At 38.3% G+C, this 26,518-nt stretch carries 30 protein-coding genes; 14 read left to right on the top strand and 16 right to left on the bottom strand.

Annotated elements, in window-relative coordinates; all coding sequences use genetic code 11:
• Nucleotides 1–563, top strand: a 563-nt coding sequence (gene hemG, locus FJ218_06115) for a protoporphyrinogen oxidase (GenBank protein ID MBM4166474.1), incomplete at its 5' end; no start/stop codon positions are given.
• 14 nt (nucleotides 564–577) lie between these two features.
• The gene (locus FJ218_06110) at nucleotides 578–1,297 is read left to right on the top strand and encodes an HNH endonuclease (GenBank protein ID MBM4166473.1); all 720 of its coding nucleotides are present in this window, start codon (nucleotides 578–580) and stop codon (nucleotides 1,295–1,297) included.
• A gap of 8 nt (nucleotides 1,298–1,305) precedes the next feature.
• Here the strand turns inward: FJ218_06110 and FJ218_06105 are convergent, their stop codons facing one another.
• Nucleotides 1,306–1,536, bottom strand: coding sequence for an AbrB/MazE/SpoVT family DNA-binding domain-containing protein (locus FJ218_06105; protein ID MBM4166472.1), 231 nt, complete (start codon nucleotides 1,534–1,536; stop codon nucleotides 1,306–1,308).
• Nucleotides 1,537–1,727: 191 nt separating this feature from the next.
• On the opposite strand from FJ218_06105, the gene hemB reads away from it, so the two are divergent.
• From hemB to FJ218_06055, 10 genes are all read left to right on the top strand, one after another.
• A complete protein-coding gene (gene hemB, locus FJ218_06100; GenBank protein ID MBM4166471.1) occupies nucleotides 1,728–2,711 on the top strand; it encodes a porphobilinogen synthase in 984 nt (327 codons plus the stop codon).
• A gap of 11 nt (nucleotides 2,712–2,722) precedes the next feature.
• Nucleotides 2,723–4,012: a glutamate-1-semialdehyde-2,1-aminomutase gene (gene hemL / locus FJ218_06095; GenBank protein ID MBM4166470.1), complete on the top strand. Its 1,290-nt coding sequence runs from the start codon at nucleotides 2,723–2,725 to the stop codon at nucleotides 4,010–4,012.
• A 3-nt stretch (nucleotides 4,013–4,015) separates the two neighbouring features.
• The gene (corA, locus tag FJ218_06090) at nucleotides 4,016–5,083 is read left to right on the top strand and encodes a magnesium/cobalt transporter CorA (GenBank protein MBM4166469.1); all 1,068 of its coding nucleotides are present in this window, start codon (nucleotides 4,016–4,018) and stop codon (nucleotides 5,081–5,083) included.
• Between the two features lie 18 nt (nucleotides 5,084–5,101).
• Nucleotides 5,102–5,779 (top strand): methyltransferase, encoded by a 678-nt coding sequence (locus tag FJ218_06085; GenBank protein MBM4166468.1) that lies wholly within the window; start codon nucleotides 5,102–5,104, stop codon nucleotides 5,777–5,779.
• Nucleotides 5,780–5,823: 44 nt separating this feature from the next.
• Nucleotides 5,824–6,234 (top strand): cytidine deaminase, encoded by a 411-nt coding sequence (gene cdd, locus FJ218_06080; GenBank protein MBM4166467.1) that lies wholly within the window; start codon nucleotides 5,824–5,826, stop codon nucleotides 6,232–6,234.
• Between the two features lie 95 nt (nucleotides 6,235–6,329).
• Complete coding sequence (locus FJ218_06075; GenBank protein MBM4166466.1) at nucleotides 6,330–6,902, top strand: thymidine kinase; 573 nt, start codon at nucleotides 6,330–6,332, stop codon at nucleotides 6,900–6,902.
• 10 nt (nucleotides 6,903–6,912) lie between these two features.
• A complete protein-coding gene (locus FJ218_06070) occupies nucleotides 6,913–7,209 on the top strand; it encodes a nucleotidyltransferase family protein (GenBank protein ID MBM4166465.1) in 297 nt (98 codons plus the stop codon).
• Nucleotides 7,202–7,552 (top strand): DUF86 domain-containing protein, encoded by a 351-nt coding sequence (locus FJ218_06065; GenBank protein ID MBM4166464.1) that lies wholly within the window; start codon nucleotides 7,202–7,204, stop codon nucleotides 7,550–7,552. Before FJ218_06070 ends, FJ218_06065 begins: the two co-directional genes overlap by 8 nt.
• A gap of 10 nt (nucleotides 7,553–7,562) precedes the next feature.
• Complete coding sequence (locus FJ218_06060) at nucleotides 7,563–8,915, top strand: NupC/NupG family nucleoside CNT transporter (protein ID MBM4166463.1); 1,353 nt, start codon at nucleotides 7,563–7,565, stop codon at nucleotides 8,913–8,915.
• Nucleotides 8,916–9,052: 137 nt separating this feature from the next.
• Nucleotides 9,053–9,913, top strand: a complete 861-nt coding sequence (locus FJ218_06055) for a purine-nucleoside phosphorylase (GenBank protein MBM4166462.1) — start codon at nucleotides 9,053–9,055, stop codon at nucleotides 9,911–9,913.
• 12 nt (nucleotides 9,914–9,925) lie between these two features.
• On the opposite strand, the gene FJ218_06050 is transcribed toward FJ218_06055, so the two are convergent.
• From FJ218_06050 to eutM, 15 genes are all read right to left on the bottom strand, one after another.
• On the bottom strand, nucleotides 9,926–10,219 hold the full coding sequence (locus tag FJ218_06050; protein ID MBM4166461.1) for a hypothetical protein: 294 nt from the start codon (nucleotides 10,217–10,219) through the stop codon (nucleotides 9,926–9,928).
• A gap of 12 nt (nucleotides 10,220–10,231) precedes the next feature.
• The gene (locus tag FJ218_06045) at nucleotides 10,232–11,320 is read right to left on the bottom strand and encodes a DUF262 domain-containing protein (GenBank protein MBM4166460.1); all 1,089 of its coding nucleotides are present in this window, start codon (nucleotides 11,318–11,320) and stop codon (nucleotides 10,232–10,234) included.
• A 1-nt stretch (nucleotide 11,321) separates the two neighbouring features.
• Entirely contained in the window at nucleotides 11,322–12,287 is a 966-nt protein-coding gene (locus tag FJ218_06040) for a modification methylase (protein ID MBM4166459.1), read from the bottom strand.
• Entirely contained in the window at nucleotides 12,287–12,583 is a 297-nt protein-coding gene (locus FJ218_06035; protein MBM4166458.1) for a hypothetical protein, read from the bottom strand. Before FJ218_06035 ends, FJ218_06040 begins: the two co-directional genes overlap by 1 nt.
• Nucleotides 12,584–12,707: 124 nt before the next feature.
• Nucleotides 12,708–15,323 (bottom strand): c-type cytochrome, encoded by a 2,616-nt coding sequence (locus FJ218_06030; protein ID MBM4166457.1) that lies wholly within the window; start codon nucleotides 15,321–15,323, stop codon nucleotides 12,708–12,710.
• Nucleotides 15,324–15,353: 30 nt separating this feature from the next.
• On the bottom strand, nucleotides 15,354–17,333 hold the full coding sequence (locus FJ218_06025; protein ID MBM4166456.1) for a TonB-dependent receptor: 1,980 nt from the start codon (nucleotides 17,331–17,333) through the stop codon (nucleotides 15,354–15,356).
• A gap of 187 nt (nucleotides 17,334–17,520) precedes the next feature.
• Nucleotides 17,521–18,405 (bottom strand): cytochrome C, encoded by an 885-nt coding sequence (locus FJ218_06020; GenBank protein MBM4166455.1) that lies wholly within the window; start codon nucleotides 18,403–18,405, stop codon nucleotides 17,521–17,523.
• Between the two features lie 126 nt (nucleotides 18,406–18,531).
• The gene (locus tag FJ218_06015) at nucleotides 18,532–19,311 is read right to left on the bottom strand and encodes a DUF4405 domain-containing protein (protein ID MBM4166454.1); all 780 of its coding nucleotides are present in this window, start codon (nucleotides 19,309–19,311) and stop codon (nucleotides 18,532–18,534) included.
• Between the two features lie 30 nt (nucleotides 19,312–19,341).
• Nucleotides 19,342–19,941, bottom strand: coding sequence for a Rieske 2Fe-2S domain-containing protein (locus FJ218_06010; GenBank protein MBM4166453.1), 600 nt, complete (start codon nucleotides 19,939–19,941; stop codon nucleotides 19,342–19,344).
• 211 nt (nucleotides 19,942–20,152) lie between these two features.
• Complete coding sequence (locus tag FJ218_06005; GenBank protein MBM4166452.1) at nucleotides 20,153–21,076, bottom strand: T9SS type A sorting domain-containing protein; 924 nt, start codon at nucleotides 21,074–21,076, stop codon at nucleotides 20,153–20,155.
• Nucleotides 21,039–21,485: a VCBS repeat-containing protein gene (locus FJ218_06000; GenBank protein ID MBM4166451.1), complete on the bottom strand. Its 447-nt coding sequence runs from the start codon at nucleotides 21,483–21,485 to the stop codon at nucleotides 21,039–21,041. Before FJ218_06000 ends, FJ218_06005 begins: the two co-directional genes overlap by 38 nt.
• A 393-nt stretch (nucleotides 21,486–21,878) precedes the next feature.
• The gene (locus tag FJ218_05995) at nucleotides 21,879–23,240 is read right to left on the bottom strand and encodes a glutamine synthetase (protein MBM4166450.1); all 1,362 of its coding nucleotides are present in this window, start codon (nucleotides 23,238–23,240) and stop codon (nucleotides 21,879–21,881) included.
• A 39-nt stretch (nucleotides 23,241–23,279) separates the two neighbouring features.
• Nucleotides 23,280–23,999 carry a pyridoxine 5'-phosphate synthase gene (locus FJ218_05990; protein ID MBM4166449.1) on the bottom strand — a complete coding sequence of 240 codons (720 nt, stop codon included), beginning with the start codon at nucleotides 23,997–23,999 and terminating at the stop codon, nucleotides 23,280–23,282.
• 100 nt (nucleotides 24,000–24,099) lie between these two features.
• Nucleotides 24,100–24,600 (bottom strand): BMC domain-containing protein, encoded by a 501-nt coding sequence (locus FJ218_05985; GenBank protein MBM4166448.1) that lies wholly within the window; start codon nucleotides 24,598–24,600, stop codon nucleotides 24,100–24,102.
• Between the two features lie 89 nt (nucleotides 24,601–24,689).
• Complete coding sequence (gene eutM / locus FJ218_05980; protein ID MBM4166447.1) at nucleotides 24,690–24,986, bottom strand: ethanolamine utilization microcompartment protein EutM; 297 nt, start codon at nucleotides 24,984–24,986, stop codon at nucleotides 24,690–24,692.
• Between the two features lie 369 nt (nucleotides 24,987–25,355).
• On the opposite strand from eutM, the gene FJ218_05975 reads away from it, so the two are divergent.
• Both FJ218_05975 and FJ218_05970 read left to right on the top strand, forming a co-directional pair.
• Nucleotides 25,356–25,814: a hypothetical protein gene (locus tag FJ218_05975; protein MBM4166446.1), complete on the top strand. Its 459-nt coding sequence runs from the start codon at nucleotides 25,356–25,358 to the stop codon at nucleotides 25,812–25,814.
• Entirely contained in the window at nucleotides 25,792–26,373 is a 582-nt protein-coding gene (locus FJ218_05970) for a TrkA family potassium uptake protein (GenBank protein ID MBM4166445.1), read from the top strand. The genes FJ218_05975 and FJ218_05970 overlap by 23 nt, the downstream gene beginning before the upstream one ends.
• Nucleotides 26,374–26,518: the final 145 nt, after the last annotated feature.

Here is a 26,518-nt window from a genome sequence, read left to right as displayed (position 1 = left end):
CAGCGTATCATCTTGCTGAAATCGTTCGACAGATTGACCCGGAAATGTCGAAAACGCTTTCGTCAATTTATTATCCTCCCGTTGCAGAAGTATTTTTCGGATTCAAGAACTCACAAATTAAACGTGAACTCGATGGATTCGGATTTTTAATTCCTGAAAAAGAAAAACGAAAAATACTTGGAACTATTTGGTCATCGGCATTATTTCCCAATCGCGCACCGAATGGTTACCAAGCGCTCACAACATTTGTCGGCGGTTCGCGTCAACCAAGAATGTGTGAACTTGACGATAACGAATTACAAACTGTTGTGTTGAACGAACTCAATTCCATTATGCGCGTAGAAGGCAAACCGCATTTCATAAAAATCAATCGCTGGCAAAAAGCAATTCCGCAATACGAACTTGGTTATTACAAAACGGAACAAGCAATGGATAAGTTTGAACAAAATTTTCGCGGAGCATTTCTCTGCGCAAATTTTCGCGGAGGAATTTCGGTGGGAGATTGTGTGAAGAATGGAGAAGTGATGGCGAGGAGGATTGTGGAGAATAAATTTTTATTTTAACTTTTTATGATTTTATGAAAACGAATTTTAAAGTTGACGATATAATTTCTTATAGTGAGATTGTGGCAACGGAAGGACAAAATATTCAACGTGGAATGAATTTCAATGTAAATCCAAAATATTCTGTGTTCTTTATGTCTGTGAGAAGAAATGCTCCCTATGCTGACGAAATTGATAAAGCAACAAATACAATTATTTACGAAGGTCACGATGCGCAAAAGAATCACACCGAAAAACCTAAATCAGTTGACCAGCCAATGTTTACTCCAAAAGGTTCATTAACAGAAAACGGAAAGTTCTTTACTGTTGCTCATGCATATAAACTTGGAACGATAAAAGAACCTCACAAAATAAAAGTGTACGAAAAAATACAGGATGGGGTTTGGTGTTACAAAGGATTTTTCAATCTTGTTGATGCAAAAGTTATCAATGACGGCACAAGAAATCTTTTCAAGTTTTATTTACTTCCAATTGAAGTAAAATCATTTCGCTACAATGAAATAATTCCTTTCAGTCGTTTGATTCCTACAGAAGTAAAAATAGAAGTTTGGAATCGAGATAACGGGAGATGTGTTAAGTGTGGTGTAACTGAAAATTTACATTACGACCACGATTTACCATTTTCAAAAGGAGGAACAAGTTATAGTTCTAAAAATGTGAGAATACTTTGTATCAAGTGTAATCTTCAAAAATCAGATAAGATAATGGCATTGATTCCATTTTTTATTTCCTAATAAAACAATCACAATTTTTTCTCTGACTTTTTTTCTTCCATTAATATTTGAAGTTCGTTTCCTTCATCATTAAATATCCCAACGTACTTTTCAAAATAATTTTTCGTTATCGGTTGAAGTATAATATTTTCTCCTACTTCAATAAAAACGTATTTAGTTCCTTTCTTCATTCCATATTTTTTTCTCAGTCGTGCTGGAACAGTTATATATCCATTTGCTGAAAGTTTTGATGTTTCCATAGTGTGAAATTTTTGTTGATGAATAAACTAAAAGTATAAGAGAAGAGAAAATCAGATTTTACTTTACATTTTTATTTCCTCTCCCCTTCTCCGTATTTTTGTCCATGAAAAAATTGTGCCTTCGTGTCTTCGTGGTTAAGAAATAAAACCACAAAGGCACAAGGACACAAAGAAAACAACTAACGTAACTTATGAATAATACTTATCTTCCCTTCCAACGTCTCCGCAGAACGCGAATGACGGAAACACTACGCTCGATGGTTCGCGAAACAGAACTTTCTACGAACGATTTTATTTATCCGCTGTTTGTTTGTCCCGGAACAAAAGTGAAAAAAGAAGTTTCATCAATGCCCGGCGTGTATCAAATGTCGGCGGATGAAATCGTGAACGAATGTAAAGAAATTGAATCACTCGGAATTCCTGCAGTGATTCTCTTCGGTATTCCCGAACACAAAGACGAAATTGGCAGCGAAGCGTATAATGAAAACGGTGTTGTGCAGCAAGCAATTCGCGCAATCAAAAAAAACGTACCGAAACTTTACGTGATTACCGATGTGTGTATGTGTGAATATACATCACACGGACATTGCGGAATTGTTCGAGGCAATGAAATTGTGAACGATGAATCGCTTGAACTTCTCACGAACGAAGCGCTCACACACGCACAAGCGGGATGCGATATGGTTGCTCCTTCCGATATGTTTGACGGACGAGTGAAAGCGATTCGCGCAATTCTCGATGAACATAAATTTCAAAACATTCCTATAATGTCGTACGCGGCGAAATATGCATCGGGATTTTACGGACCATTTCGCGAAGCCGCAGAATCAACTCCGAAATTCGGCGATAGAAGAAGTCATCAAATGGACCCGGCAAACTCGAACGAAGCATTACGCGAAGTCGAAGCAGATATTGCAGAAGGCGCAGATATTGTGATGGTAAAACCCGCAATGCCATATCTCGATATTATTCGCCGCGTGAAAGACAAATTTCAAATGCCGACAGCAGCGTATAATGTCAGCGGAGAATATTCAATGGTGAAAGCGGCGGCGCAACTTGGCTGGATAGATGAGCAACGCGTAATGCTCGAAATGTTGACGGGAATAAAACGTGCCGGAGCAGATTTGATTCTTACGTATTTCGCAAAAGATGCGGCGAAGGTGCTCAAAAAATAATTTTAAAAAGTATGAAAACAATAAAAAGTACATTTCTCTTTTCCAAAGCGCAACAACATATTCCCGGGGGAGTTAACTCTCCTGTTCGTGCGTTTAAATCTGTCGGTAGAAATCCTCTCTTTATTTCCAAAGCAAACGGCGCGTATATTTTCGATGCTGACGGAAATAAATTTATTGATTACGTAATGTCGTGGGGACCGATGATTTTGGGACACGCGCATCGCGAAGTTCTTTCTACAATCAGCAAGGCGATGAAGAATGGTACAAGTTACGGCGCACCAACAGAACTCGAAATGCAAATGGCGGAACAAATAAAAAAAATGTTTCCTTCGATTGAACTTGTGCGAATGGTGAACTCAGGAACAGAAGCAACGATGAGCGCTATTCGGGTTGCTCGTGCGTTCACAAAGAAAAATAAAATCATAAAATTTGAGGGATGTTATCACGGACACGGCGACAGTTTTTTGGTGAAAGCAGGTTCGGGCGCGCTTACGTTTGGTGTTCCAAGTTCTCCCGGAGTTCCGACTGAAATTGCGTCGCTTACTTTAAATGCAACATACAATAACATTCAATCTGTTGAAAAACTTATTCGCGAAAATAAAAACGACGTTGCAGCAATCATTGTCGAACCGATTGTTGGAAATATGGGTGTGCTTTTACCAAAACAAAACTTTTTGAAACAACTTCGTACTCTGTGCGATAAAGAAAAAATCGTTTTGATTTTTGACGAGGTAATTACCGGATTTCGGCTTGCACAAGGGGGTGCGCAGGAATACTTCAACATCAAAGCAGATTTGACAACACTCGGAAAAATTATCGGCGGAGGATTACCGGTTGGTGCATACGGAGGAAGAAAAGAAATTATGGAACTTGTTGCGCCGCTTGGTCCGGTCTATCAAGCAGGAACACTTTCTGGAAATCCGCTTGCAATGAGTGCGGGGTTAACGTTGCTCAGAATTCTTTCAAAGAAAAAAATATTATACAAAGAGTTAGAAAAGAAAGGGAAATTTCTTGCCGAAAATTTTAGAGCAATTGCGAAAGAAAAAGGAATTCCGATTACAGTAAATCATATCGGTTCGGTGCTTACTGTTTTCTTTACGGAACAAGAAGTGTACGATTACCATACTGCTGTTTCTTGTGATACAAAAACCTTTACAAAATATTTTAACGCAATGCTCGAACAAGGAATTTATCTTCCTCCATCACAATTTGAAGCAATGTTTCTTTCCGCGGCACACACACACAGCGATTTAGAAAAAACTGTAGCCGCATTTCGGAAAGCACTTTCTAAACTGCACTAAATTATGTCAAGACGAAAGAAAAGAATTTCAACGAAAACCGGACTTGCCCCAGGTTCACTTGTGTACATTGGCGAAAATGAGGGCGAGGAAATGAAATTTTTTCTCTTTGATTACGATGAAACAAACCTCATTGAAAGGGAAACGACCAATGTTTCTGACTGTATTGCTTTAAAAGAAAAACCAACAATTACCTGGATAAACATTGATGGAATCAATCGTCCTGATGTTTTAGAAAAACTTGGAAATTCGTACGGACTTCATCCCTTGGTGATGGAGGATATACTCAACACCGAGCAGCGACCGAAATTAGAAAGCTATAACGACTATTTATATATCGTCCTGAAAATGTTGACATACAGCGAAACTTCGAAAGAAATAATACCTGAACAAGTAAGTATCGTACTTGGAAAGAATTTTGTGTTGTCTTTTCAAGAAGGAATTGAAGGAGACGTATTTAATCCGGTTCGCGAAAGAATTCGTATGGGAAAGGGAATCATTAGAAAACAGAATGCAGACTTTCTCGTTTATGCTCTACTCGATATCATCGTAGATAATTATTTTATTATTCTCGAAAAATTGGAAGAACAAATCGAGATTCTCGAAGAAGAACTAACGGAAAATCCTACCCCGACTACCCTAAGCACGATCCATCGCTTGCGGAGAAATATGATTTACTTATTGAAAAATATTTGGCCCCTTCGTGAAGTGATTAACAATATGCAACGAGAGGAATCATCTCTCATTAAAACATCCACGAGCATATATCTTCGGGATGTGTATGACCATACGATTCGTGTTGTGGAAAGCATAGAATCATTCCGAGAAATTTTAACTGGTATGTTGGACATTTATCTTTCGAGTATCAACAATAAAATGAATGCAGTAATGAAGGTTCTCACAATAATTACAACGATTTTTATGCCGCTTTCGTTTATTGCTGGTGTGTACGGTATGAATTTCAAATTTATGCCGGAACTCGAATGGCAATGGGGATACATTACTGTTTTAAGTGTGATGCTGAGTATCGGCGGAATGATGCTTCTGTATTTCAGAAAAAAAGATTGGCTGTAAATATTTTAGGTTTTACATTTGAAATTGAAACAACTTTTTCGCCACGTTATTTGGTTTTTTCTGTACTATGGTTGGCTGAAACATTATTTTAAATTTAACACGACAACATCACTTCTTGGGTTTTCTTTTACAATATTCCCTTCCGTTTTTCATCCAAAATTTTCATTCAGCAGTAAAATTTTTGCAACGTTTATTTCCCAACTTGATTTAAAATACAAAACTGTTCTTGATATGGGAACAGGTTCGGGAATTATTGGAATCGTTTCCGCGTCGAAAGAAGCAATGGTAACTGCAATAGATATTAATGAAAATGCCATTAACTGTGCAAAAGAAAATGCAAGTAGAAACAAAGTTGAAAAAAATATTTCCTTCAATGTCGGAAATCTTTTTTCCCCGATTTCACATTCAACCAAATTCGATTACATTTTTTTTAATCCGCCGTTTTATCCACGAGAAGTATTTACAGTTGCGCAACATGCTTGGAATGCAGGAGAAAATTTTTATACGATTCAACGTTTTGCGAGTGAATCAAACAAATATTTGAACGAAAACGGGAAAATATTTTTCATTATTTCTTCCGATGTTGATACAGAAAAAATCTGTTCATTCTTTCACAAAAATAATTTCAACACAAATCTCGTCTTCGCAAAGAAACTTCTCTTTGAGGAATTTTTTATTTATGAAGTTCATTTGTAAGTAAAAATTACTCCAAACTTTTCGCTATATTTTTCGCCGTTAATATGAAAAATAATTACAAACAACTTACGGAAGAAGCGAAGAGCGCAAAGCAGTTTTCTCATTCGCCGTATTCGCATTTTCGTGTCGGAGCTGCAGTTCTCACAAAAAGCGGAAAAATATTCTCCGGAACGAATGTCGAAAATAGTTCTTATTCTCTTACAATTTGCGCGGAACGAACTGCTCTCTTCAAAGCGATTTCTGAAGGAGAAAAAAAATTTTCTGCCATTGCAATCTCCACTGACCAAAAAGAATTCATATCTCCCTGCGGCGCGTGTCGCCAGGTGATTATGGATTTAGCGGGAAACATTGACGTGATTCTTTCAAACAATAACGGCAAAACAAAGTCACTTAAAATGAAAGAACTTCTTCCGCATGCATTCGGAGAAAAATATCTTAAAAAAGTAGTTGAGTAATTGAGATGATGAGAAGGTGAGTATTTGAAAATTTTGACAAATACGCTCTTTGCTTTCCAATCTAAATTGTAAAATCTAAAATCTAAAATCAAATAATGGAAGTTTCAAAACATTATACCCCAAAACAAATCGGTTGGATAGAAGTCGTTGCCGGTTGTATGTATAGCGGAAAAACGGAAGAACTGATTCGCAGATTACGCCGCGCACAAATTGCTAAACAATTGGTTGAAATATACAAGCCGCGTATTGATAATCGGTACAGCGCTACGCATATAGTTTCGCACAGCGACATTTCGTTTCCTTCAACCGTCGTGGATGATGCGTATGAAATTCTTCACCTTGCTAAAAATGCGCATGTTGTTGGAATAGATGAAGCACAATTTTTCAAAATGAATATCGTTGATGTTTGTGAACAACTTGCGAATCAGGGAAAGCGGGTTATTGTAGCCGGACTTGACCAAGATTACCGAGGCAAACCTTTTGAACCAATGCCTCAACTTTTATGCGTTGCTGAATACATCACGAAAACTTTGGCGATTTGCGTCGTGTGTGGAAATCCTGCCGACAGAACTCAAAGAGTTTCAGATTCAAAAGAACGCGTTCTCGTCGGCGCAAAAGATTTGTACGAAGCGCGTTGCAGACATTGCTTTGTTCCGCCGAAAGAGTGAATCAGTTAGCATGAACTCACTTTCTGACATAACTTCTTTTCTTCAAACACACAAAGAAGAACTTCACGAAAAATTTAAAGTGAAAGAGATTGGTGTATTCGGTTCATTCGTAAAAGGAAAACAACAACCTAACAGCGACATTGATTTTCTTGTTGAATTTGAGCACGGACAAAAAACTTTCGACAATCTAATGGACTTAAAGTTTTTCCTTGAAGATAATTTGAAAAACGAAATAGACTTAGTTTTGAAATCCGCTGTACGAAAAGAATTACGAAATAAAATTTTTTCTGAAGCAATCTATGTCTGAAGAAAGAGATTTCGTTTTATTTCTTCAAGATATCGTTGATTCGTCTGAAAAAGTTATTCGATATATCGGTAAGAGAACTCTTGACGAGTTTGTTTCGGACGAAATGATTGTAGATGCCGTTGTCAGAAATTTTCAAATCATTGGTGAAGCATCGAAAAACATTCCGGATAGAATAAAGTCTAAATACCATAACGTTGAGTGGAGAAAAATCCAAAACTTTCGTAACGTTTTAATTCACGATTACTTCGGAATAGATTACGAAACGCTATGGCAAATCGCAGAAGAAAAGCTTCCTATGCTCATTCCTCAAATTAAAACCATTATTTCTTTAGAGCAAAAATAAACTTTTATTTATGGATTCTCTCTCCGTTCTTCGCGGCGTACTTGGCGTTGCTGTTATTCTTGGCATTGCATTCGCATTTTCTAACAACAAAAAAAATGTGAATTGGAAATTAGTTGGAATGGGACTTATCATTCAACTTATCTTCGCAATTTTTATTTTATGGAGCGAACCATTGAAAAACATTTTCTTCGTTCTCGGTTGGCCCAAAGCAATTATTGAAGGAATCGGTTCCGGCGTTGTTGCACTTCTCGGATTCACGAGTGAAGGCGCAAAATTTGTTTTCGGAAGTCTCGCAATCTCTCCGGGAATGACAAACTCACTCGGTTTCTTTTTTGCTTTTCAAGTATTGCCGACAATTATTTTCGTTTCGTCGCTCACGTCCGTTTTGTATTACTTAGGAATTTTGCAACGCGTTGTAAAAGCAATGGCGTGGGTTATGGCTCGATTGATGGGAACGAGCGGTGCAGAATCACTTTCCAACACGGCAAATATTTTTGTCGGACAAACAGAAGCGCCGCTACTCATCCGCCCGTATGTAAAATCAATGACGCAATCTGAACTGCTAACAATTATGATTGGAGGAATGGCAACAATCGCAGGAGGAGTAATGGCAGCATATATTCAAATGCTTGGAAGTTCGTTCGCAGAATACACGCATCAACCGCTCGACGTTGCGCAATTAAAATTTGCCGTACAACTTCTTGCTGCAAGTGTTATGGCAGCGCCTGCATCTCTCGCAATTTCAAAAATTCTTTATCCTGAAATGGATGAACCCGTAACGCGCGGAACAGTAAAACTTGAAGTAGAAAAAAACGCATCCAATTTTGTTGAAGCAGCAGCAGGTGGAGCAAGCGATGGATTGCAACTTGCTCTCAATGTCGGCGGAATGTTGCTTGCGTTCATTGCACTCATTACAATGTTCAATGCAATTCTTACGTGGTTTGGCGGAGTGTTGCATGTCAACGATTATTTTCTACACACATTCGGACAACCGTTGAGTATGCAACTGCTGTTCGGAATGGTGTTTCAATTTGTTGCAGTTGCGATTGGCGTTCCGTGGAATGATGCTCTGCACTTTGGAAGTTTAATCGGAACTAAAATCGTATTGAATGAATTTGTCGCGTATCTTGATTTGGCAAATTTAATTAAGAACGGAATGATTGGAGAAAAAACGTCTATGATGGCAACGTATGCACTCTGTGGTTTTGCAAATTTTTCTTCCATCGCAATTCAGATTGGTGGAATTTCTCCGATGGCTCCCGAACGAAGAAAAGATATTGCCGCTTTGGGTTTGCGCGCTGTTCTCGGCGGTATGTTAGCAACTTTGATGACAGCAACGATTGGTGGAATGCTTTCTTTGTGATTTTAGATTTACAATTTACGAGTTACGATTTTTTTGAAGTATAGAATACTGATGACACGGATTAGACAGATATTCACAGATTTTTATCCGTAAAAAATCCGTTGCATCGGTGTCATCCGTGTTCTATTTTGTTACTTATGAAAAATAATTTTGTAAAAGAATCTTCAGCATTCATCAAATCGAAAACAAAACTTCGACCGACGATTGCAATTATTCTCGGTTCGGGATTGGGAGATTTTGGCGATGGATTGAAAAACAAAACCGTCATTGATACTTCGACCATTCCGCATTATCCCGTTTCAACTGTCGAAGGACATAAAGGAAAACTGATTTTCGGGAAGTTGAAAAATATTCCGTTGCTTGCGTTTCAAGGAAGAATACATTTTTACGAATCGGGAAACCTTGAAAAAGTTTTGTATCCGATTCACATTGCACACGCGCTCGGAATTCAAACGCTCATCGTTACGAATGCTGCCGGTGGAATCAATAAAAATTTTACGCAGGGAAATTTGATGTTACTCACCGACCATATCAATTTGACGTTCTTGAATCCATTACAGCAAAGAGCGAAGAGCTTAGAGCATAGAGCAAGGAGCAAGGAGCAAGGAAACTCACATCTCACATCTCACATCTCGCATCATTCTTTCTACAACGAACATCTTCAGCAACTTGCAAAGAATGTCGCGCTGAAAAATAAAATTCCTTTGCAGCAAGGAGTGTATTGCGGTTTGCAAGGACCAACGTATGAAACTGTGGCGGAAATTCAGTTCTTGAAAAAAATCGGCGCGGATGCAGTGGGAATGTCAACAGTCAATGAAGTTACGCTCGCCGCACATTACGGAATGAATGTTGTCGGATTTTCGTGCATCACGAATTTAGGAACAGGAATTTCTCCTACAAAACTTTCGCACGCCGAAGTTACCGAAACAGGAAACCGTGTGAAGAAACAATTTGCACAACTGATTTCGCTGTTGATTGAAAAGATTGCGAAAGAGTAGTTTTTATTGCGGTTAAGTGGTATGTGCAATTTTTGAACATACTGAACCACGGTTTCCTTCCGTTTGAACTTGTGCAATTTTTGCACAAGTTGCTTCTTTATTCAATTCGCCTTCTGAATAGATATTTAAAAGATGCTTGGTTACAACACTCCTTTCTACGCCAAACAACTCGGCAATTTTTTGTTGCGTAAGCCAAATGGTTTCATTCTGTAAATAGATTTCTACTTTTAAATTGCCGTTGGGCGTTGTGTAAAGCAGCACTTCATTGAAACTTTCGTTCGGTGTTATGTTTTTCTTCTTACTCATCTTTTGTCCATTTCACTTCCCCGATTTTCTCCTGTTATCTTCTTTGCAAAGGAGCTGACAATTTTTTGCTTCTGTTTTTCCGCCTTCGTGCCAAGGGGTAATGTGGTCGGCTTCCATTTCTTCTATCTTATATTTCTTTTTGCAAACAGGGCAAACAGTTTTTTGTCTTTCATAAGCTTCTCTTTTTTGTTTGTCATTAAATGAACGAATGTTCAGAAACTTTTCTTTTCCATTCAGCACATAGGAATAAATTCCTTTTTTGTTTGTTACATCTTCGTCCTCCATCAATTTTGCAATTTCCTTTTCTATTTTTTTCGTATCAAGTTTTTTATTCTTGAACTCGTTGTAAAGAATTCCGAATGGAACTCCTTTCATTTCCTTACGATAGTTTGTAAAAACCGAATTGAGCCAATTAATCACGCCTTCAAAGTAGTTCCATAAAGGTTGCGCATCCTTGTCGTGCTGATGCCGGGACATATATTCTTCTATGGTTTCTTCCTTTTTTTTAATCCAATCAATTACCGTTTCTAAATATTCCTGACGGTTTGCAGTGCCATTCAGATAATTGTGTGCAATATTAAAAGCCACACAACCATTCTTACTGAAATATCTTTTTGCATCGGAAACCCACGAACCCGCATAAACAGCATTTCGCAATTCCTGGTCGGTCAATTTTTCGCCTGCAATATTTATTGTCCTGAACCATTCTAATTTTTCACTGTCTTTTCCCGAACAATGATAAATCATTAAACGGTAATTTAAAATTTGTTCTTGCTTATCTTTTTGGAGATTATGAAAAGCCAATCCGTCTATTGAATACACTCCTTTTACATATTGACAAAGTGAAATTGTTCTTTGTTGCCCGTCTATCACTTCATAGTTTCCGTCTTCACGAACTGCCCAATACATTACATTGAGAGGAAAATCTTTTGTAACGGTATTGATTACGGCATCACGCTGTTTGTCTTTGTAAATAAATTCTCTTTGGTAGGGCGGGCGAATATCCAATTTGCCTCCGAAGCCGACAACACCGCCTTCAGCGTTATCCCTGTAACCGTCTGCTAATTCACGAACAGTAATTTCTTTCAGTTCTATTTTCATTTTACTTTTTTTTGATTAAAATTCTAAAATAGGGATACTTACCATTTATGGATAAATCTTTATCATCATCACCTTTCCTAAATTTTATAATTTCAAACTGCTCCGGATTATATTTATCCATAAAAGTAATCGGAACACCCATCACACCCGAATAATCCTTAGGAATATCTTTTGTCTTATCTACATTTATTGCATCATAGTTGTCATAAGTCGGAAATTCTTTTTTGTTGTATGTTTTGTAAAGGATTAAATTTTCGTGACGCTTTTTAATGTCAAGATTTGTAAACCAAGTAACATTGCGGAATTTAACAAGCCGTGTTACAGGATCATAAACACCTTTAGCGAAATTTTTAATTAAATGAGAAGGAATCTCAAAATAAGCGTTCCCATTGCTGAAACCATATCCTAACCAAATTTTATTTTCTTTAATCAGTTTAAAAATTTCCTTGTAGGTTATAGCATTGTAACTTCCGATGATTACAAATTTCTTTTTGTATTCAATTAACTGTGCAACATATTCCCGGAATAAAGAAAAGGGCGGATTGGTTACAACAATGTCGGCTTCTTTTAAAAGTTCAATACATTCCTTGCTGCGAAAATCTCCATCGCCTTTTAAATGCTTGATTCCAATTTCTGCCTTATCAGGAATATTATTTTTGTTTTTATCGCCTGTGTATTCCAAATAAATCGCCCTTTCAGATTTGTTGTCGCTGAACAATTCGGTATTAGGATTTTTGTAACAGGTGGCAATAAGTTTTTTAAGTTTTAACTGCTCAAAATTGTAGGAAAAAAAATGGAAGAAATTACTTACACGAGGGTCATCGCAATTACAAAGAACCGTCTTGCCTTTGAAATGTTCTCTGTAATGCCAGAGTTCTTTTTCAATGTCGGATAGTTGAGTGTAGAATTCATCTTTTTTAGATGACTTCGCACCGTGTAAATTTTTATTTGCAAAATTCTTTTTCATTATCTCACCACCCTAAAATTAAAATTCGGTGATTGAAATTTTCCATACAAGCGAATCCACATCGGCAAGAGCATTTCAAGAGCGCGGGCATTGGTAATATCTCCCAAATCAATCACGGATTTCCAACCAAACCACGTTTGTAAAATTTCCAACACTTTCGCGTTTGCTTTCACCCACGCGCTCGCTTTTTCATTCATAACCGTGCGTGAACACGTTCGTACGCTGTGTCCAAGTTGAATAAGTTTTGTTCCGATTGCGTTTCCCACTATTCCTGTTCCGAGAATTGCGATGTTCATAGTATTTTATTACTGGTTATGATTTTGAAAAAATTGTGGAAGAATATACGTTTGAAGTATTTGGTAACAAAAAACCCGATTCCATTTTTTTGAAATCGGGTTTTGAATTTTTACAGTTGAAGAATTACGGTAATTGTTTTCCCAAATTCCATAAGTAATCGCGGATTGCTATCATTTGTTTATGCGCATCTCCATCCAAATATTCCGTATAAATAGCCGAAGGATTTCCTTTTTCATCAAACGGAAAAAATTGCGGCATACGAGTTCCCGGCTGAATCGCTTCGGGATTTTTTAACCAGTCAATAATCCATTCTGGCTTCAATCGTTCGTGCGCAAGTGCAAGATTTGGCGCAAGGTCTCCCGGTGATTTTCCTTCCGGAATGGTTGAACTTGTTGTATGGCAACTCAAACACTGATTATCATCGAATAAATTTTTCCCGGCAGAAAGCAATTCTTGCGATGGTTGCAGAGATGCATAATCGCGCACTTCAAGTTCTTTTTTGGAAAGCGCAAGAAAATATTTCGTTATCGTATTTATTTCCGCTCCCGAAAATTCAAACGTTGGCATACGGAGTTTTAGCCAAGGACGAATCGGCGATGGTTTATTTAAAAAATTATGGAGCCACATTTCCTGAACTTTTGCACCTTCACCCGTAATCGGCGGAGGAGCCATTCCTTCGTCTTCAAACAGCGCTTTGACATAACCTCCTTGTTCTTCTAACGTATGACAACCAATACAATTTAATTTTGTGGTAAGTTTTCTTCCCGCTTGCAGTGCTTGAATGCGCGCATTGTTCGTTTCCTGATATTGCGCCTCTGCTGTATCCTTAACAAAGCCGCGCAATTGCGAACGAATCATAACAATTTCAGAATCGGCAAACGTAAATACGGGCATTTTGGAAATGATGCGTTCGGTCGTGTACATTCGCGCATTGTTCAATTTTCCTTCTACCCATAAATCCCACGTTTGCTCGTGATGAGTAAATTTTGTGTCGCCGAAATCAAGTTCGTCAACGCGTTTTCTTCCAAAGTTGGAAAGCGAAACGGAAACACGCCCCTCTTTTTCCATTCCGCGAATATCGTGACATCCGTGACAACCATATTCGCGTACAAGTTTTTCTCCGAATGTTATTTTTTCTTTCGAAGTTAAATCCAGTTGACGAAACTCAAACTGTCTCTTGTCATTCAGAGTTTGTAAGTACGCAACAATATCTTTTGCTTCTTGTTCCGTTAAACGCAGGTTCGGCATTTGCGCATCGGCACGAAATTGTTTCGGATTCCGAATCCATTCATAGAGCCATTGTGGAGTTGTTTTACTTCCGATGCGAGATAATTCAGGAGCGATGTCATAACTTTTTCCTCGAAGATTCCGAACACGTTCATCACCGTCAATCACGTGACAACCTTTGCATCCAACTTCGTCAACGAGTTGTTTTCCGCGTTCCATATTTCCACCAAAAACGTTTTGAGTATTTGGCAACGCTACATTTTTCGATAAATCCCAAAGAAACGCCGCAATTGCTTCTGCGGAGTCATTTCCAAATTGAAAATTCGGCATTCGAGTATGCGGATTGAAATCTTTTGGATTTCGCACCCAACGAAATAACCATTCGGGAGTTGTTTTCGCAGAAAGTTGATTGAGTTCGGGACCAATTTTCGGAACATCGGCGTACGTTTTTATTTCGTGGCAACCGAAACATCCCGCTTCTAAAATCAATTGGCGTCCTTTGTTAAAATATTCTGCGTTCTTTAGTTGCAGTTGAGTTGAATGGCAGGAATTACATGATGCATACGTTTCTTTCCCGTGCAGTAAGGATTTTTCCCAATAGTGATCGCCGTTCGGGTCGCCATGCCTACTGTGTGCAAATCCAGTTTCCAAAGCAGGACCTTGTCCGTTATGACACGAGGTGCATCCAACATTTTCCGGATTATGTTTTTCCAGCAATTCGGGAAATGGATGCGCGGTGAATGGTTGTGGTGCATCATTGAACGCTTCATATTCGCGCCATCCGAGATGACACGTTTGACATCGGTCTATGCGCGCTTTTATTGTTCCGAAATTAGTTCGTTCAAAATCGTTTAGAATTACTTGTTTGATTTCAAGCGGTGCATCGTTCGCCCGTTCAATTTTGTCATTCCACGTATTGATGTCTGCGAAAAACGATTCATACTTTGCCTGCGCAGATTTTACTTCCAAATCCACGACGGCAATAAATTTTCTCAGCGCATCTTTTTGTCGTTCCATTCGCGACGTAATTTCGCCGAGCATTGCCATTTCCCGTTCGAGTTCGCGCAAATGTTTTTCCTCTTTTTCAAAATTCGGTCCTTCTTTCTTTGCACGTTGATAAAAGTAATACGCTTCATCCGCTACACTTTTTGCAAACGTAAAATTTCTGCTTGCATCAACCAAAGAATCTTTGATGAGTGCAAAACTCTGTACGGCATTTATATATTCTCTCGATTGAAGTTTTTTTTCTGTTTCCCGAAAAGACGCAAACGCTTCAACATATCCAACAGAATCGAACGCGGCAATCGCATCATCACGCAATTGCGTAAATCGTTGAACCGCTACTCTTCGGTATTCATTTTGATATTCTTTCCACGGACGCCGAACGGTAACTTCGTCAACAACAGACCACATTGTTCCGAGAAATAATATTGTAGAAAGAACAAAATACACGGTGCTGTAATTGCGAACTTCAATAGGTGTATTGTATCGTTTTTTGAAAAAGGAAAACACGGATGCTCTTGTTTATTGTTGAAGAAACGATTAGAAGGAAAACCACGGCGTATCAAACGTTGTTTCAATTCCTACGCGAATTTCCCGCGGAGCGTGAGGATAAAAAACAGTCGTTTGGTCTGCAGGTAATTGAAATGCAAGGTCGCTGTATGTTGCGTTGAACATATTATCTACGTCAATATATAAGCGATAAATTTTTTGTGTGTACGAAAGCCGCACGTTGATTTCATTGGACGAAGCAAGGGAAATCGTATTGCCATCATCTATGTACCGCTTGCCAAAATAATTCCACGTCAATGTTCCTGCAATATTACTCAAATGTTTGTACGTAATTCCTGCTGAAGCCGTATGTTTCGGAATAGAGCGTAATTGTTTTCCGGAATTCGTTCCTCCGTCAAATGTAACAGAAGTATAAGTATAATTTGCAAAGGTAACGACATTCGGCAACCAATGAAGTTTCAATCCGTTTTCGATACCGAAATGTTTTGTTTGAGAAATATTGTCGTACTTAAATTTAGCCGCATCATAATCAATTTCGTCTTTCATTTGTTGTTGATACGCAGACGTATGCAATTCGCCGTATAAAACATTATCAACAATTTTTCCGCGTTGATACAATCCGATTTCATAATTCCATCCGTATTGCGGCTTGAGATTCAAATTAGAAATAGTAACGCTTGAAGGTCCGAAGGGATTCGGATTCGGATATGGACGTTCATCGAAAAGTTGGTCAAGTGTTGGTACTTTGAATGCGCGTGAAGCATTGATGTACACGTTTCCCGAATACGCATGCACTCCGTTTTCCGTAACGTTTGCGTACAAATAATTCAAACCGATTTTCGGACTATATGCGCTGTTCGTTGTTGATTGCGAAAGAACTTCATATTTGTCGGAAAAATTATCGAAACGAAAACCGACATTCATTTTTAATGAAGAAGAAAAAGAAAGTTCATCGTGCGCATATATTCCAAAATGCGTTCTGTTTCCTTTCCCTTTTGTACGTTGAACTCCTTTCGTGTTTGTTTCTCTTTTGAAATCAAAATATCTGCTTTGCAATTCACCGCGTTCTATTTCTCCACCTGCAATAAGTTTGTTCTGTATCGTTCCGATTTCCTGTTCAAACATTGCAGAAACATCGCCGCCAAAAACTGAACTTGTTACATTTCGTTGTTTCGTATCAACAAACGGCATCGAATATGTAAATGGAATCGTTCGAACAATATCGGCTGTTCTGTTTTGAAAATAGATATGTGTTTTTACATCTACCGCGGAAGAAATTTCATTGGAATACGTTACGCTTCCGTTCAATCGTTTTTCATTTCTACCATCGGAAAGAAAATAAGCGTTTGCAGATTCTCTATCGTTATCCATTTCTTCTTGTGTTAACGGACCCGCGTCATCGTAATCAATCGAGCGATGGGAAAACGACCATATCAGTTTTGAATTTTCTGAAAGCGGAGTATTCAATTCTGCGCCCGATGAGGTTCCTGTATATTCATTATGTTTTCTGAAACCTCCCGATTGCGCATTTCTAAAATATAAATGAAACGGATTATTCTGCAGCGCGCCGTTTGTTTGAATACCAAAATTTTTATTTCCAAAACTTCCGATAGACACATTGGCGTTGCTTGTTGCATCGGAATGAATATTCGTAACAATATTCACAATTCCACTCGCGGCAATGTCGCCGTACAATGCAGAAGTAGGACCGCGAACGATTTCAATTTTATTGATTTCATCGGGAGAAATCGTATTCCAATCGACAAGACCTGTTTCCAAATCATTGATGCGAACACCATTTTTAAACACAAGAATATATTCCGCTTCTCCGCCGCCGTAAAATCCGCGCGTGGAAACTATTGCATCGCGTCCCATTCCATCTTTTTTGAAAATTAAAAATCCAGGAACCGCATTGAAAACATCGGAAAATTTATTGGTAGGAATTTGCTGTATATCATTTGCAAGAAGCAAAGAAGACGACGACGTTGTATTGGCAAGTTTGTTTTCCATACGTTCAGCAGTTACAACTAATTGCGTCCATTGTGTAATCCGGAAGTTTTGTGGTTTCGTTTGTCCGAAGCGAATCCGCTGTAATGCTCTTCGCCTGATGTATAACAATAAATATCAATATGAAAAAGAAAACAGAAAGTAAATATTGTTTCATAATGCAAGTGATAAATAATGAGTTAAAAAAAAACTAAATATTAAACCAAGGAGTTACCCAAACATACTTAATGTTCAACGAAAGCCGCAGAATCATTTTAATTGGAAGCGCCATCATTGATAAAAACAGAAAAGCGAGAATACTGTACCGAAGCAAACCTAAATTCTGAATAACCTCGGTATGTTTTTTCCAGCGATAATACATCACGCCAAGAAAAAAATAACCGTGAACAACAATCGCGCCGAAAGCCGTTGCCGCAAGCGATAAATTCCCGTCTGCATCGTATGTATGAATTCCGAATACTTCGGATAAATCAATATTGGTCAACGCAACAACGAGGTGCGTATCCCAATATTCCCAAGGCCAGAAGAAATTCCAACCAGGACCGCGAAGAAATGTTCCGAGAATAATCAATGCAACCCAGAGAATAATAAAACCGAAATTGAAAATAATTATTGCAAATTTTCTTTCTTTGAACGTATAATATCCATTTCCTTTTTCGTTGTTGTCAATGTACGGAATAACAATCAAACCTATGATAATAAGCGTTGGAAGAATTACTCCCGCAATCCACGGATCAAAATAGACGAGCATTTCCTGCAAACCGAGAAAATACCATGGTGCTTTTGATGGATTCGGCGTCAGTGTCGGATTTGCGGGTTCTTCAAGAGGCGCATCAATAAAGATTGACCAAAACATCAGAAGTACCATAATAACAATGGTTGTAATAAATTCTACTTTGACCAAATTTGGCCAAACCTGAATTTTATCGCTCAATTTTGCTTCTTCGGTAATTTCCTGTTGATCATTGCGCCTCATTTTTGAAAATGAATACCACGTATATCCAACGACAGTAAGCAAAAGAATAATAATCGGAACGTTATCGGGCTTTGAAACGATGAGCCAAAAATTTTCCATAGGTGTTTTCTTGAACTAAAATTTATTTTCTATTTGAAATGAATTTACATTTTATATTTAACATTGAACATTGAGAAGGAATACTTGTTTTCAATATAAAATATTCAATGTCAAAATGTAAAATGACTAAAACTCTTTCTTCGTAGTATCAGGTCCAGAAATACCGCCATCTTTTCGAATGCGCCAAAAATGTACAGCCATAAAAATTGCGGCAACGATTGGCAAAAAAATACAATGTCCTACATAGAACCTTAGTAATGTTGGAGGTCCAACTTGTGTACCTCCAAGAAGAATAAAACGAATGTCATTATTAATTTGCATACCAAGTTCCGGACCAAATGGACCTTCGTGACCAAGTAACGGAGTTGCACGCGCCATATTTGTTCCTACGGTTACTGCCCAAATTGCAAGTTGGTCCCACGGAAGCAAATATCCCGTAAATGAAAGAAGAAACGTTAGTACAAGTAAAATTACACCAACGCCCCAATTGAATTGACGCGGAGGTTTATACGAACCGGTGAGAAACACACGGAACATATGCAGCATAACGGTAATAACCATTGCGTGCGCTCCCCAACGGTGCATATTGCGCATCAACGGACCAAACGGAACATCGTTCATCAGATATTTCATATCCTCGTACGCATATTCAGCGGCGGGGCGATAATAGAACATCAGAATTACGCCGGTAATTGTAAGCACAAGAAAAAGGAGAAACGTAATTCCTCCCATTCCCCACGTATAACCGACATTAGTTGCATGTCTTGAAATTCGTACAGGATGCAAATGCAAAAAGACATTATCAAGAATTTGCAATGCGCGGTTACGCGAAGTATCTTGATACGAATGTCGAAAAATGGATTTGTAAACTTCAGTTTGCTGAAATTTCTCTTTTAATTTTCCCATAAATACTATTCAATAAAAAAATAGACTGAATTATCCTCGCTTCAACAATGCTTCCGGTTTGGTCCAATCTCCCAACTCGTATCGGAACTTGATATTTCTGTCCACAAGTATTTGTCCATCCTCAGCGAGAGAAATTTTTAATCGTTCGAGCGGGCGAGGCGCGGGACCTTCAAAATTTATTCCGAAATCAGGGTCGCTGCGAAATCCGCTTCCGTGACAAGGACATTTGAATTTATTTTCCGACGCGAGATAACGAGGTGTGCATCCCAAATGCGTACATATTGCAGAAAGTGCAATAAATCCTTCTGCATTACGAATTATCCATACGCGATATTGGTCTTTATATTTTTCACTGACTTCACCGATAATGTAATCTTCGGGATAACCTGCTTTAAATGTTGATGGCGGTTCGTAGGTTACTCGGGGGAACATAAAACGTAATGCGCCAAGTGTGGAAGTGAATAAAAAAATAAAAAACGCAATCCAACCGGAAAGTGAAAGAAAATTTCTGCGATTTAATTTCCACGTTCCGCGGTCATCATCCGGCGGACGGTCTTGTTTTGGTTTCCGAATTGTCGGTTGCGAAGATGATTGTTTCGGAGTAACATCAGAAGTTTCCGAAACTTTCATTTCTTGATTTGTTTCCATAAAAGAAGTGAAACTAATGCAAATTTATAGTTACAATAAAAATCAGACTATAATAGTCTTAATTTTGGAGGCGAAATATAGAAAAATTTGTAAAGAGGAAAAACGTATTTGAAAATTTTTAATAACAAAAAAAGGCATCGCTCCTTCTTTGCAGTAACGATGCCTTTAAGCTATATAATTGTCAATTACAATTTTATTTTATTAGCAAAAGTTTCCTTGTTTCACTGTAACGCAAGATTCCATCTTGCGAAACTTGCAACCGATAAAAATACACGCCGCTTGTTAATCCACTTGCATCAAAAGTAATTTCGTGTTCTCCGATTTCCATTTCTTCATTATTCAAAAGCGTTGCTACTTCTTGTCCAAGAATGTTGTAAATTTTCAACGTTGTTTGTAGGGGCAATTCATGAATTGCCCCTACGGGAATTTCAAATCGAATCGTTGTCGTCGGATTGAACGGATTCGGATAATTCTGTGCAAGAGAAAATTGTGAAAAATTGTTTTGAAATTCAGGAACACTTACCAATTCATCAGGAGGAACAAAACCATATTGCGATGTGCGATAACGGTCGTGTTGAAACATTGGCCATTGTAAATTTTCTTGCGAAGAAGATGAATAAGGAAATGTCCACGCATACAAATATACAATTGCAGGATTGATTCCCTGTTCTGTAACCGTTATTAATTCTATCTTCCCATCTCTGTTTACATCAGCAAAAATATTTTTACCCATAGGGAATCCAGGCACACGTAAAGGAGACCACGAAAGAGAACTTCCGTCACTATTGTATGCGTAAATAAATCCCGAATCATTCAGAGCAGTATTTGAATTGGATAGTATATTCATAGAATGTTCTTGCGTAAGTTTTGCAACGATAGGAAAATTTCCATGCATTATCTGTGTGGGAATTGTAAATCCATCCAAAGAAGAAACAAGCAGTCCGCTTGGATACCAAACACGAGTTATAACTTCTGGTATATTATCTCTTGTCAAATCAGCAAGCACTACACTGGTGGAAACAGCATCGCGTAGTTTCCATTGTTTTAATAACATACCATTTGCCTGAAATACCAACATTTTACTTGATTCGATTTGCGTGAGGATACATTGTATCATTGACAGAAACAGGAAATCCCGGCATTATGATGCCATCTGTATTGAAAACATAAAGCGAATCGCCTATTCCGCAAAGTTCCATTGTTCCGTTTCCATCCACATCCCCCGCAGCAATTGCAACGGAAACATCACTGGAAAAAGATTTCGGCCAACCGTCAAGATATGTTCCGTCATATTTAATGATATGAATTTTATTTTTGGCAGGCGGAGGAAATCTTGTTGCAATAACAATTTCTGGATAACCATCGCGATTAAAATCGGCAGTTAATGGAGCTCGCAGCCCACCTGAACCGAAAAAACCAGAATCAAGGATGATAGGAAAGCCATTTAATAGAATTGGCTCATCGGGTGTTTGAGAAAACATTCTGGAATGAAGAAAAAAGAGGCAGAGAAAAATAAGTATGTTCATTGTAAAAATCGAAATTGGCTATCTACTTATTATTAAGTAGATAGCCATAGTTATTAGTATATAGAAGATTGACTAAGTTTTATTGTTGGTACGAGTGTTGGTGCATTTTGAAAATTGACATAAGCAACACCTGCCATTGCAGCAATGAGCGAGAGTAAATATATTTTTTTCATTCGCATAAGACTTATTAGAAAAAGTTTTCGCGTGAAAGTTACATTGTTTTTTCATAAAAGTAAACCGAAGAGCGGCCTACTTTCATTTTGCATTCAAGCGGTAATTACTAAAGTAATGGCTTGTATTGATAATTGCTTAGTGGGTTTTTGAATTTTATATTGGCATTGGTTCTTTGGGCTTTGGAATTTTTCTCACAAAGTTGTATTTGCATAAAGCAAGTTAATAAATTTCTAAATATTTATCAATCTCCCACGGCGTTACGTTCATTCGGTATTCATCCCATTCGTGCAGTTTTAAATTACGAAAACGATTGTACGTAAATTCGCCAAGCGTTTCGCGAATTACCGAATCGCGCTCCAAATTATCCAACGATTCCAGTAAATCGCGCGAAAGCACCCCGATGTTTCTTTTTTCTGCTTCTTCATTCGTGAACTCATAAATATTTTCTTCAACAGGCGAAGGCGGAATCATTTTCTTTTCTATACCATCAAGACCTGCAGCGAGCATAACAGCAAATGCGAGATATGGATTCGCCGTAGGATCGGGACAACGCAATTCTGCGCGCACTGCTTTTTCGCGACCGGGAGTATAACGAGGAATACGAATTAAAGCAGAACGATTTCGTTGACCCCACGCAATATACACGGGCGCTTCATAACCAACAACTAATCGCTTGTATGAGTTGATAGTGGGATTTAATATTGCATTCATCGCTTTAATATGAAGTAATTGTCCTTGAACAAACGATTTTGCAAGCGACGATAAATGGTAATCGTCTTTCTTATCGAAGAAGAGATTTTTTCCGTCAAGTGAAAATAAACTTTGATGCACGTGCATTCCCGAACCGTTGATTCCGGTAATAGGTTTTGGCATAAACGTTGCGTGAAGATTATGATGCGAGGCAACATATTTCAATGCATATTTCAGCGTTGTTGCTTGGTCGGCAATTTTCAATGCATCGCCGTAACGGAAATCAATTTCGTGTTGACCAACTGCAACTTCGTGATGAAGTGCTTCAACATCAATACCGAAACCGTGCAGCATCATCGTCATTTCTTGACGAATTTCCTGCGCTAAATCTGTTGTCTGGTCAAAGTAACTTGCAGTATCGTGCGGAAGCGGGAGCAGTTTTCCGTTTTCTTTTCTGAACAGAAAAAATTCCAGTTCCGGTCCAACATTATATACGAATCCTAGTTTCCTTGCGCGTTCCAATTGTTTTTTTAAAATGAATCGCGGGTCTCCTTCAAAGGGTGTTCCATCGGGCATAAATACATCACACATAAATCGCGCAACAACACCCTGCAAATTATTTTTCGTCCAAGGGATCACGGCGAATGTATCCACGTCTAATTTCAAATACATATCACTTTCAAAAATACGCGTAAACCCTTCGATGGAAGAACCGTCGAACCACATTCCGTCTTCGAGAACGTCGTGCAGTTTCGTAATAGGAATCGTAATTCCTTTGAGGATTCCGTTTAAGTCCGTGAATTGCAGTTGCACAAATGAAACATTATTTTTTTTTGAAAGTTCTAAGATTGTTTTGTTTGTACGTTTTAGTGATGATGCTGTTTTTGTCATTTTTAAAAAAATAAAGATGTGTGTGAATAAAAAAAATCGTTATGAGATTCGATGCACAATGGTTGCCATTTCGTGAACTGCCTCGTAAAGACCAACAAATGCTGCGCGTGCAATAATTGCGTGACCGATACTTATTTCCTCAATATCCTTGATTTTCAAGAAAGGAAAAATATTGGTGTAATTCAATCCATGTCCAGCATTGACAATTAAACCAAGGGAATGAGCGAATGATGCGGCGTTTTGAAGTCGTTGTAAATGATAGACGCGTTTTGATGCTGTAAACGCATTTGCGAAATCACCGGTATGCAGTTCAATCATTTCTGCGCCAAGTTCTTTTGACAATTCTATCTGCTCGTGAATCGGGTCAACAAACAAACTAACGGCAATTCCTTTTTCGTGCATTCTGTGAATTGCATTTTTGATTCGCTTTTTGTTTCGTAGAACATCTAATCCACCTTCGGTTGTTAGTTCTTGCCTGTGTTCGGGAACAAATGTCGCAATTTCGGGAACGATAAATTCTGCAAACGTAATAATCTCTTCGGCTACGGACATTTCTAGATCGAGTTTTGTTTTGACTGTTGCGCGTAATACCTTAACATCGTCATCGCGAATGTGTCTTCTGTCTTCGCGAAGATGGCACACGATTCCTTCTGCACCAGCAAGTTCTGCAATGTGTGCGGCTGTAACGGGATCCGGTTCTTTTCCTCCTCGCGCATTTCGCAATGTTGCAATATGGTCAATGTTCACCGATAGTCGCATTGAATATGTAAGATTTCGGTTTTCGGTTTTAGATTATGATTGGGAATGAACTGATTGAAGAATCGCAGAAGTGCAATGAATTTTTTCTGAGTACATTCTTTTATGGAAATGTTATCCGAAGTATTTCTTTAACAAGTTCCTCGCGATGAGAAATAGAAATTACTCTGCCGGAAATGGAAAGTCCTTCAAGTGTGCGCGTATATTTTCGTAATTCGTGGACAGTCATTTCTTCAAGTTGCGAAAGAAAATGTTCTTTGTTTGCTACATCCAAGTAAGAAAAATGATGATGTTCTATTCTTTCGTTCTTTTCAAAAACAAACGAAGTAGGTTGGTGATAAATCAACGTACTCATATTTTCAGATGGTCGCGGAATGACGTGAGAAGAAACTAATTGTCCAACTCTCGCCGCTGCTGCGCTTCCTGCATCAACAGCGGAACGAACTGCCGCAACATCACCAACAATTTTGATAGTAATGAGTCCAGCATCTGCTTTGTCTTTCCCAACAAGTGTAACCTCTGCGGCTTTAGTCATTGCGTCAGCGGCTTCAATCGCTGCAACAAGTCCACGGGTTTCAACAAGCCCAAGCGCGAGTTCTGACATACTGGTTGTTTATTTATTGTTATTTGCTATTGGAAAATTACAAGTATCGAAACTTAGTATTTCCATTAACAAACAATGGTGAGAAGAATTTACTTCGCCGCAGGTCGCTTCGGAAGTATCAATTCCACATCGCTATGAGGACGCGGAATGACGTGAACTGAAACAAGTTCACCAACACGTTGCGCAGCGGCGGCTCCTGCATCTGTAGCGGCTTTAACTGCGCCTACATCGCCGCGAACCATCACGGTTACATAACCGCCTCCGATTTGTTCTTTACCAATGAGAGTAACTTTTGCGGCTTTTACCATTGCGTCAGCGGCTTCTATCGAACCGACTAATCCTTTGGTTTCTACCATTCCCAATGCATCAAGTGAAATATCAGACATGTTTTTTCTCGAATAAATTTACAAAATAGTTGAAAAGACGGCTTGAATATACTAATCGAAAAAGATATGGGCAAAAACTTGCAAATGAAACCTCGGAAAAAATTCTTTCTCACTGATTTCGATGGAGTATCACGTATGAAACATACCGAAAACATGGATTAAAAATATTCTCTATGATTTTTTCGGTTGTTCAAATATATTTCAGTGCAAATCTTAAGAGTTTGTAAACGAATAAAGAAAACAAATACAAAATTAAAATTGTTGTATCCTCGATTTATTTATTGTTCAAATAATTTCACTTGAAATATTTTAAAACTATTCTCCCGCAACAAATACATTTCCTATATTTTTGCCGTATTTTATTTTCGAATGAAAACAACTTTCCCGCGTAAATACAAACGATTACTCGGCGGCGGTATTGCTCTTGTGCTGTTACTCCTCATCGGAACATTTGGTTATTACCAACTCACCGGAAGACAACATTCGCTCGTTGATTGTTTTTATATGACATTCATTACCGTTGCAACTATTGGCTACGGTGAAATTATTGATTTATCCAATAATCCTGCGGGAAGATTATTTACGATTTTTATTGCATTGTTCGGAATCGGAACACTCACGTACAGCGTTTCGATGTTCACCGCCATCGTCGTTGAAGGCGATTTACAAGAAACTTTTACAAAACGAAAAATGGAAAAACTTGTTCGAAAAATTGAAGACCACTTTATCATTTGCGGACTTGGAAGAGTCGGCACACACATAGTGAAACAATTACATTTCGCAAAACGCCCAAATCTTGTTGTGGATGTTAACGAAAAAAAAAATTGACCTCGTCACATCAATGTTTCCCAATCAAATTTACGTCAACGGCGATGCAACCGATGAAGACGTATTAGTTGAAGCAGGAATTCATCGCGCCAAAGGTCTTTTTGCGGCTACAGAAGATGACAACAGAAATTTAGTAATTTGTTTAACGGCAAAACATCTCAATCCGAAAGTGCGTGTAGTTGTGCGTTGCAACGAACCAAGCCATCGGGAAAAAATGCAAAAAGCCGGCGCTGATGCTACAACTCTTCCCGCACACATGGGAGGTTTCCGTATGCTCACTGAGATGATTCGTCCGAACACCGTTGCATTCTTTGATTCACTTTTAAAAGATGACGAAAGCGGATTACATATCGAGGAAATGCATATTACGGAAAAACTGTCCGGCAAAAATATCTCTGCACTCCAATTGCAAAACTTTCCCAATACCATTCTCCTCGCTATCAAAAAAGGCAACGCTATCATTTATAAACCTTCTGCCGAATCATTGATGGAAAAAGGCACTGTTTTACTTTTTCTCACGACAGCAGAAGAGTGCAGAAAACTTGAAAGCAATGCTTGAGTACATTATTATGAGAAAAACCCGTTGTGTGAATTAAAATTGCCACGAACTTTAGTTCGTGGTTAAAATTTCTATTGTTTATGGCTTTAGCCGAACAATAACAATTTGTTTTTGACTAAAGTCAGTTTTAATCTGTACCGTACTC

Source organism: Ignavibacteria bacterium (assembly GCA_016873775.1).
Lineage (GTDB): Bacteria > Bacteroidota > Ignavibacteria > UBA10030 > F1-140-MAGs086 > JAGXRH01.
This window is presented reverse-complemented; position numbering and strand designations above follow the sequence as displayed.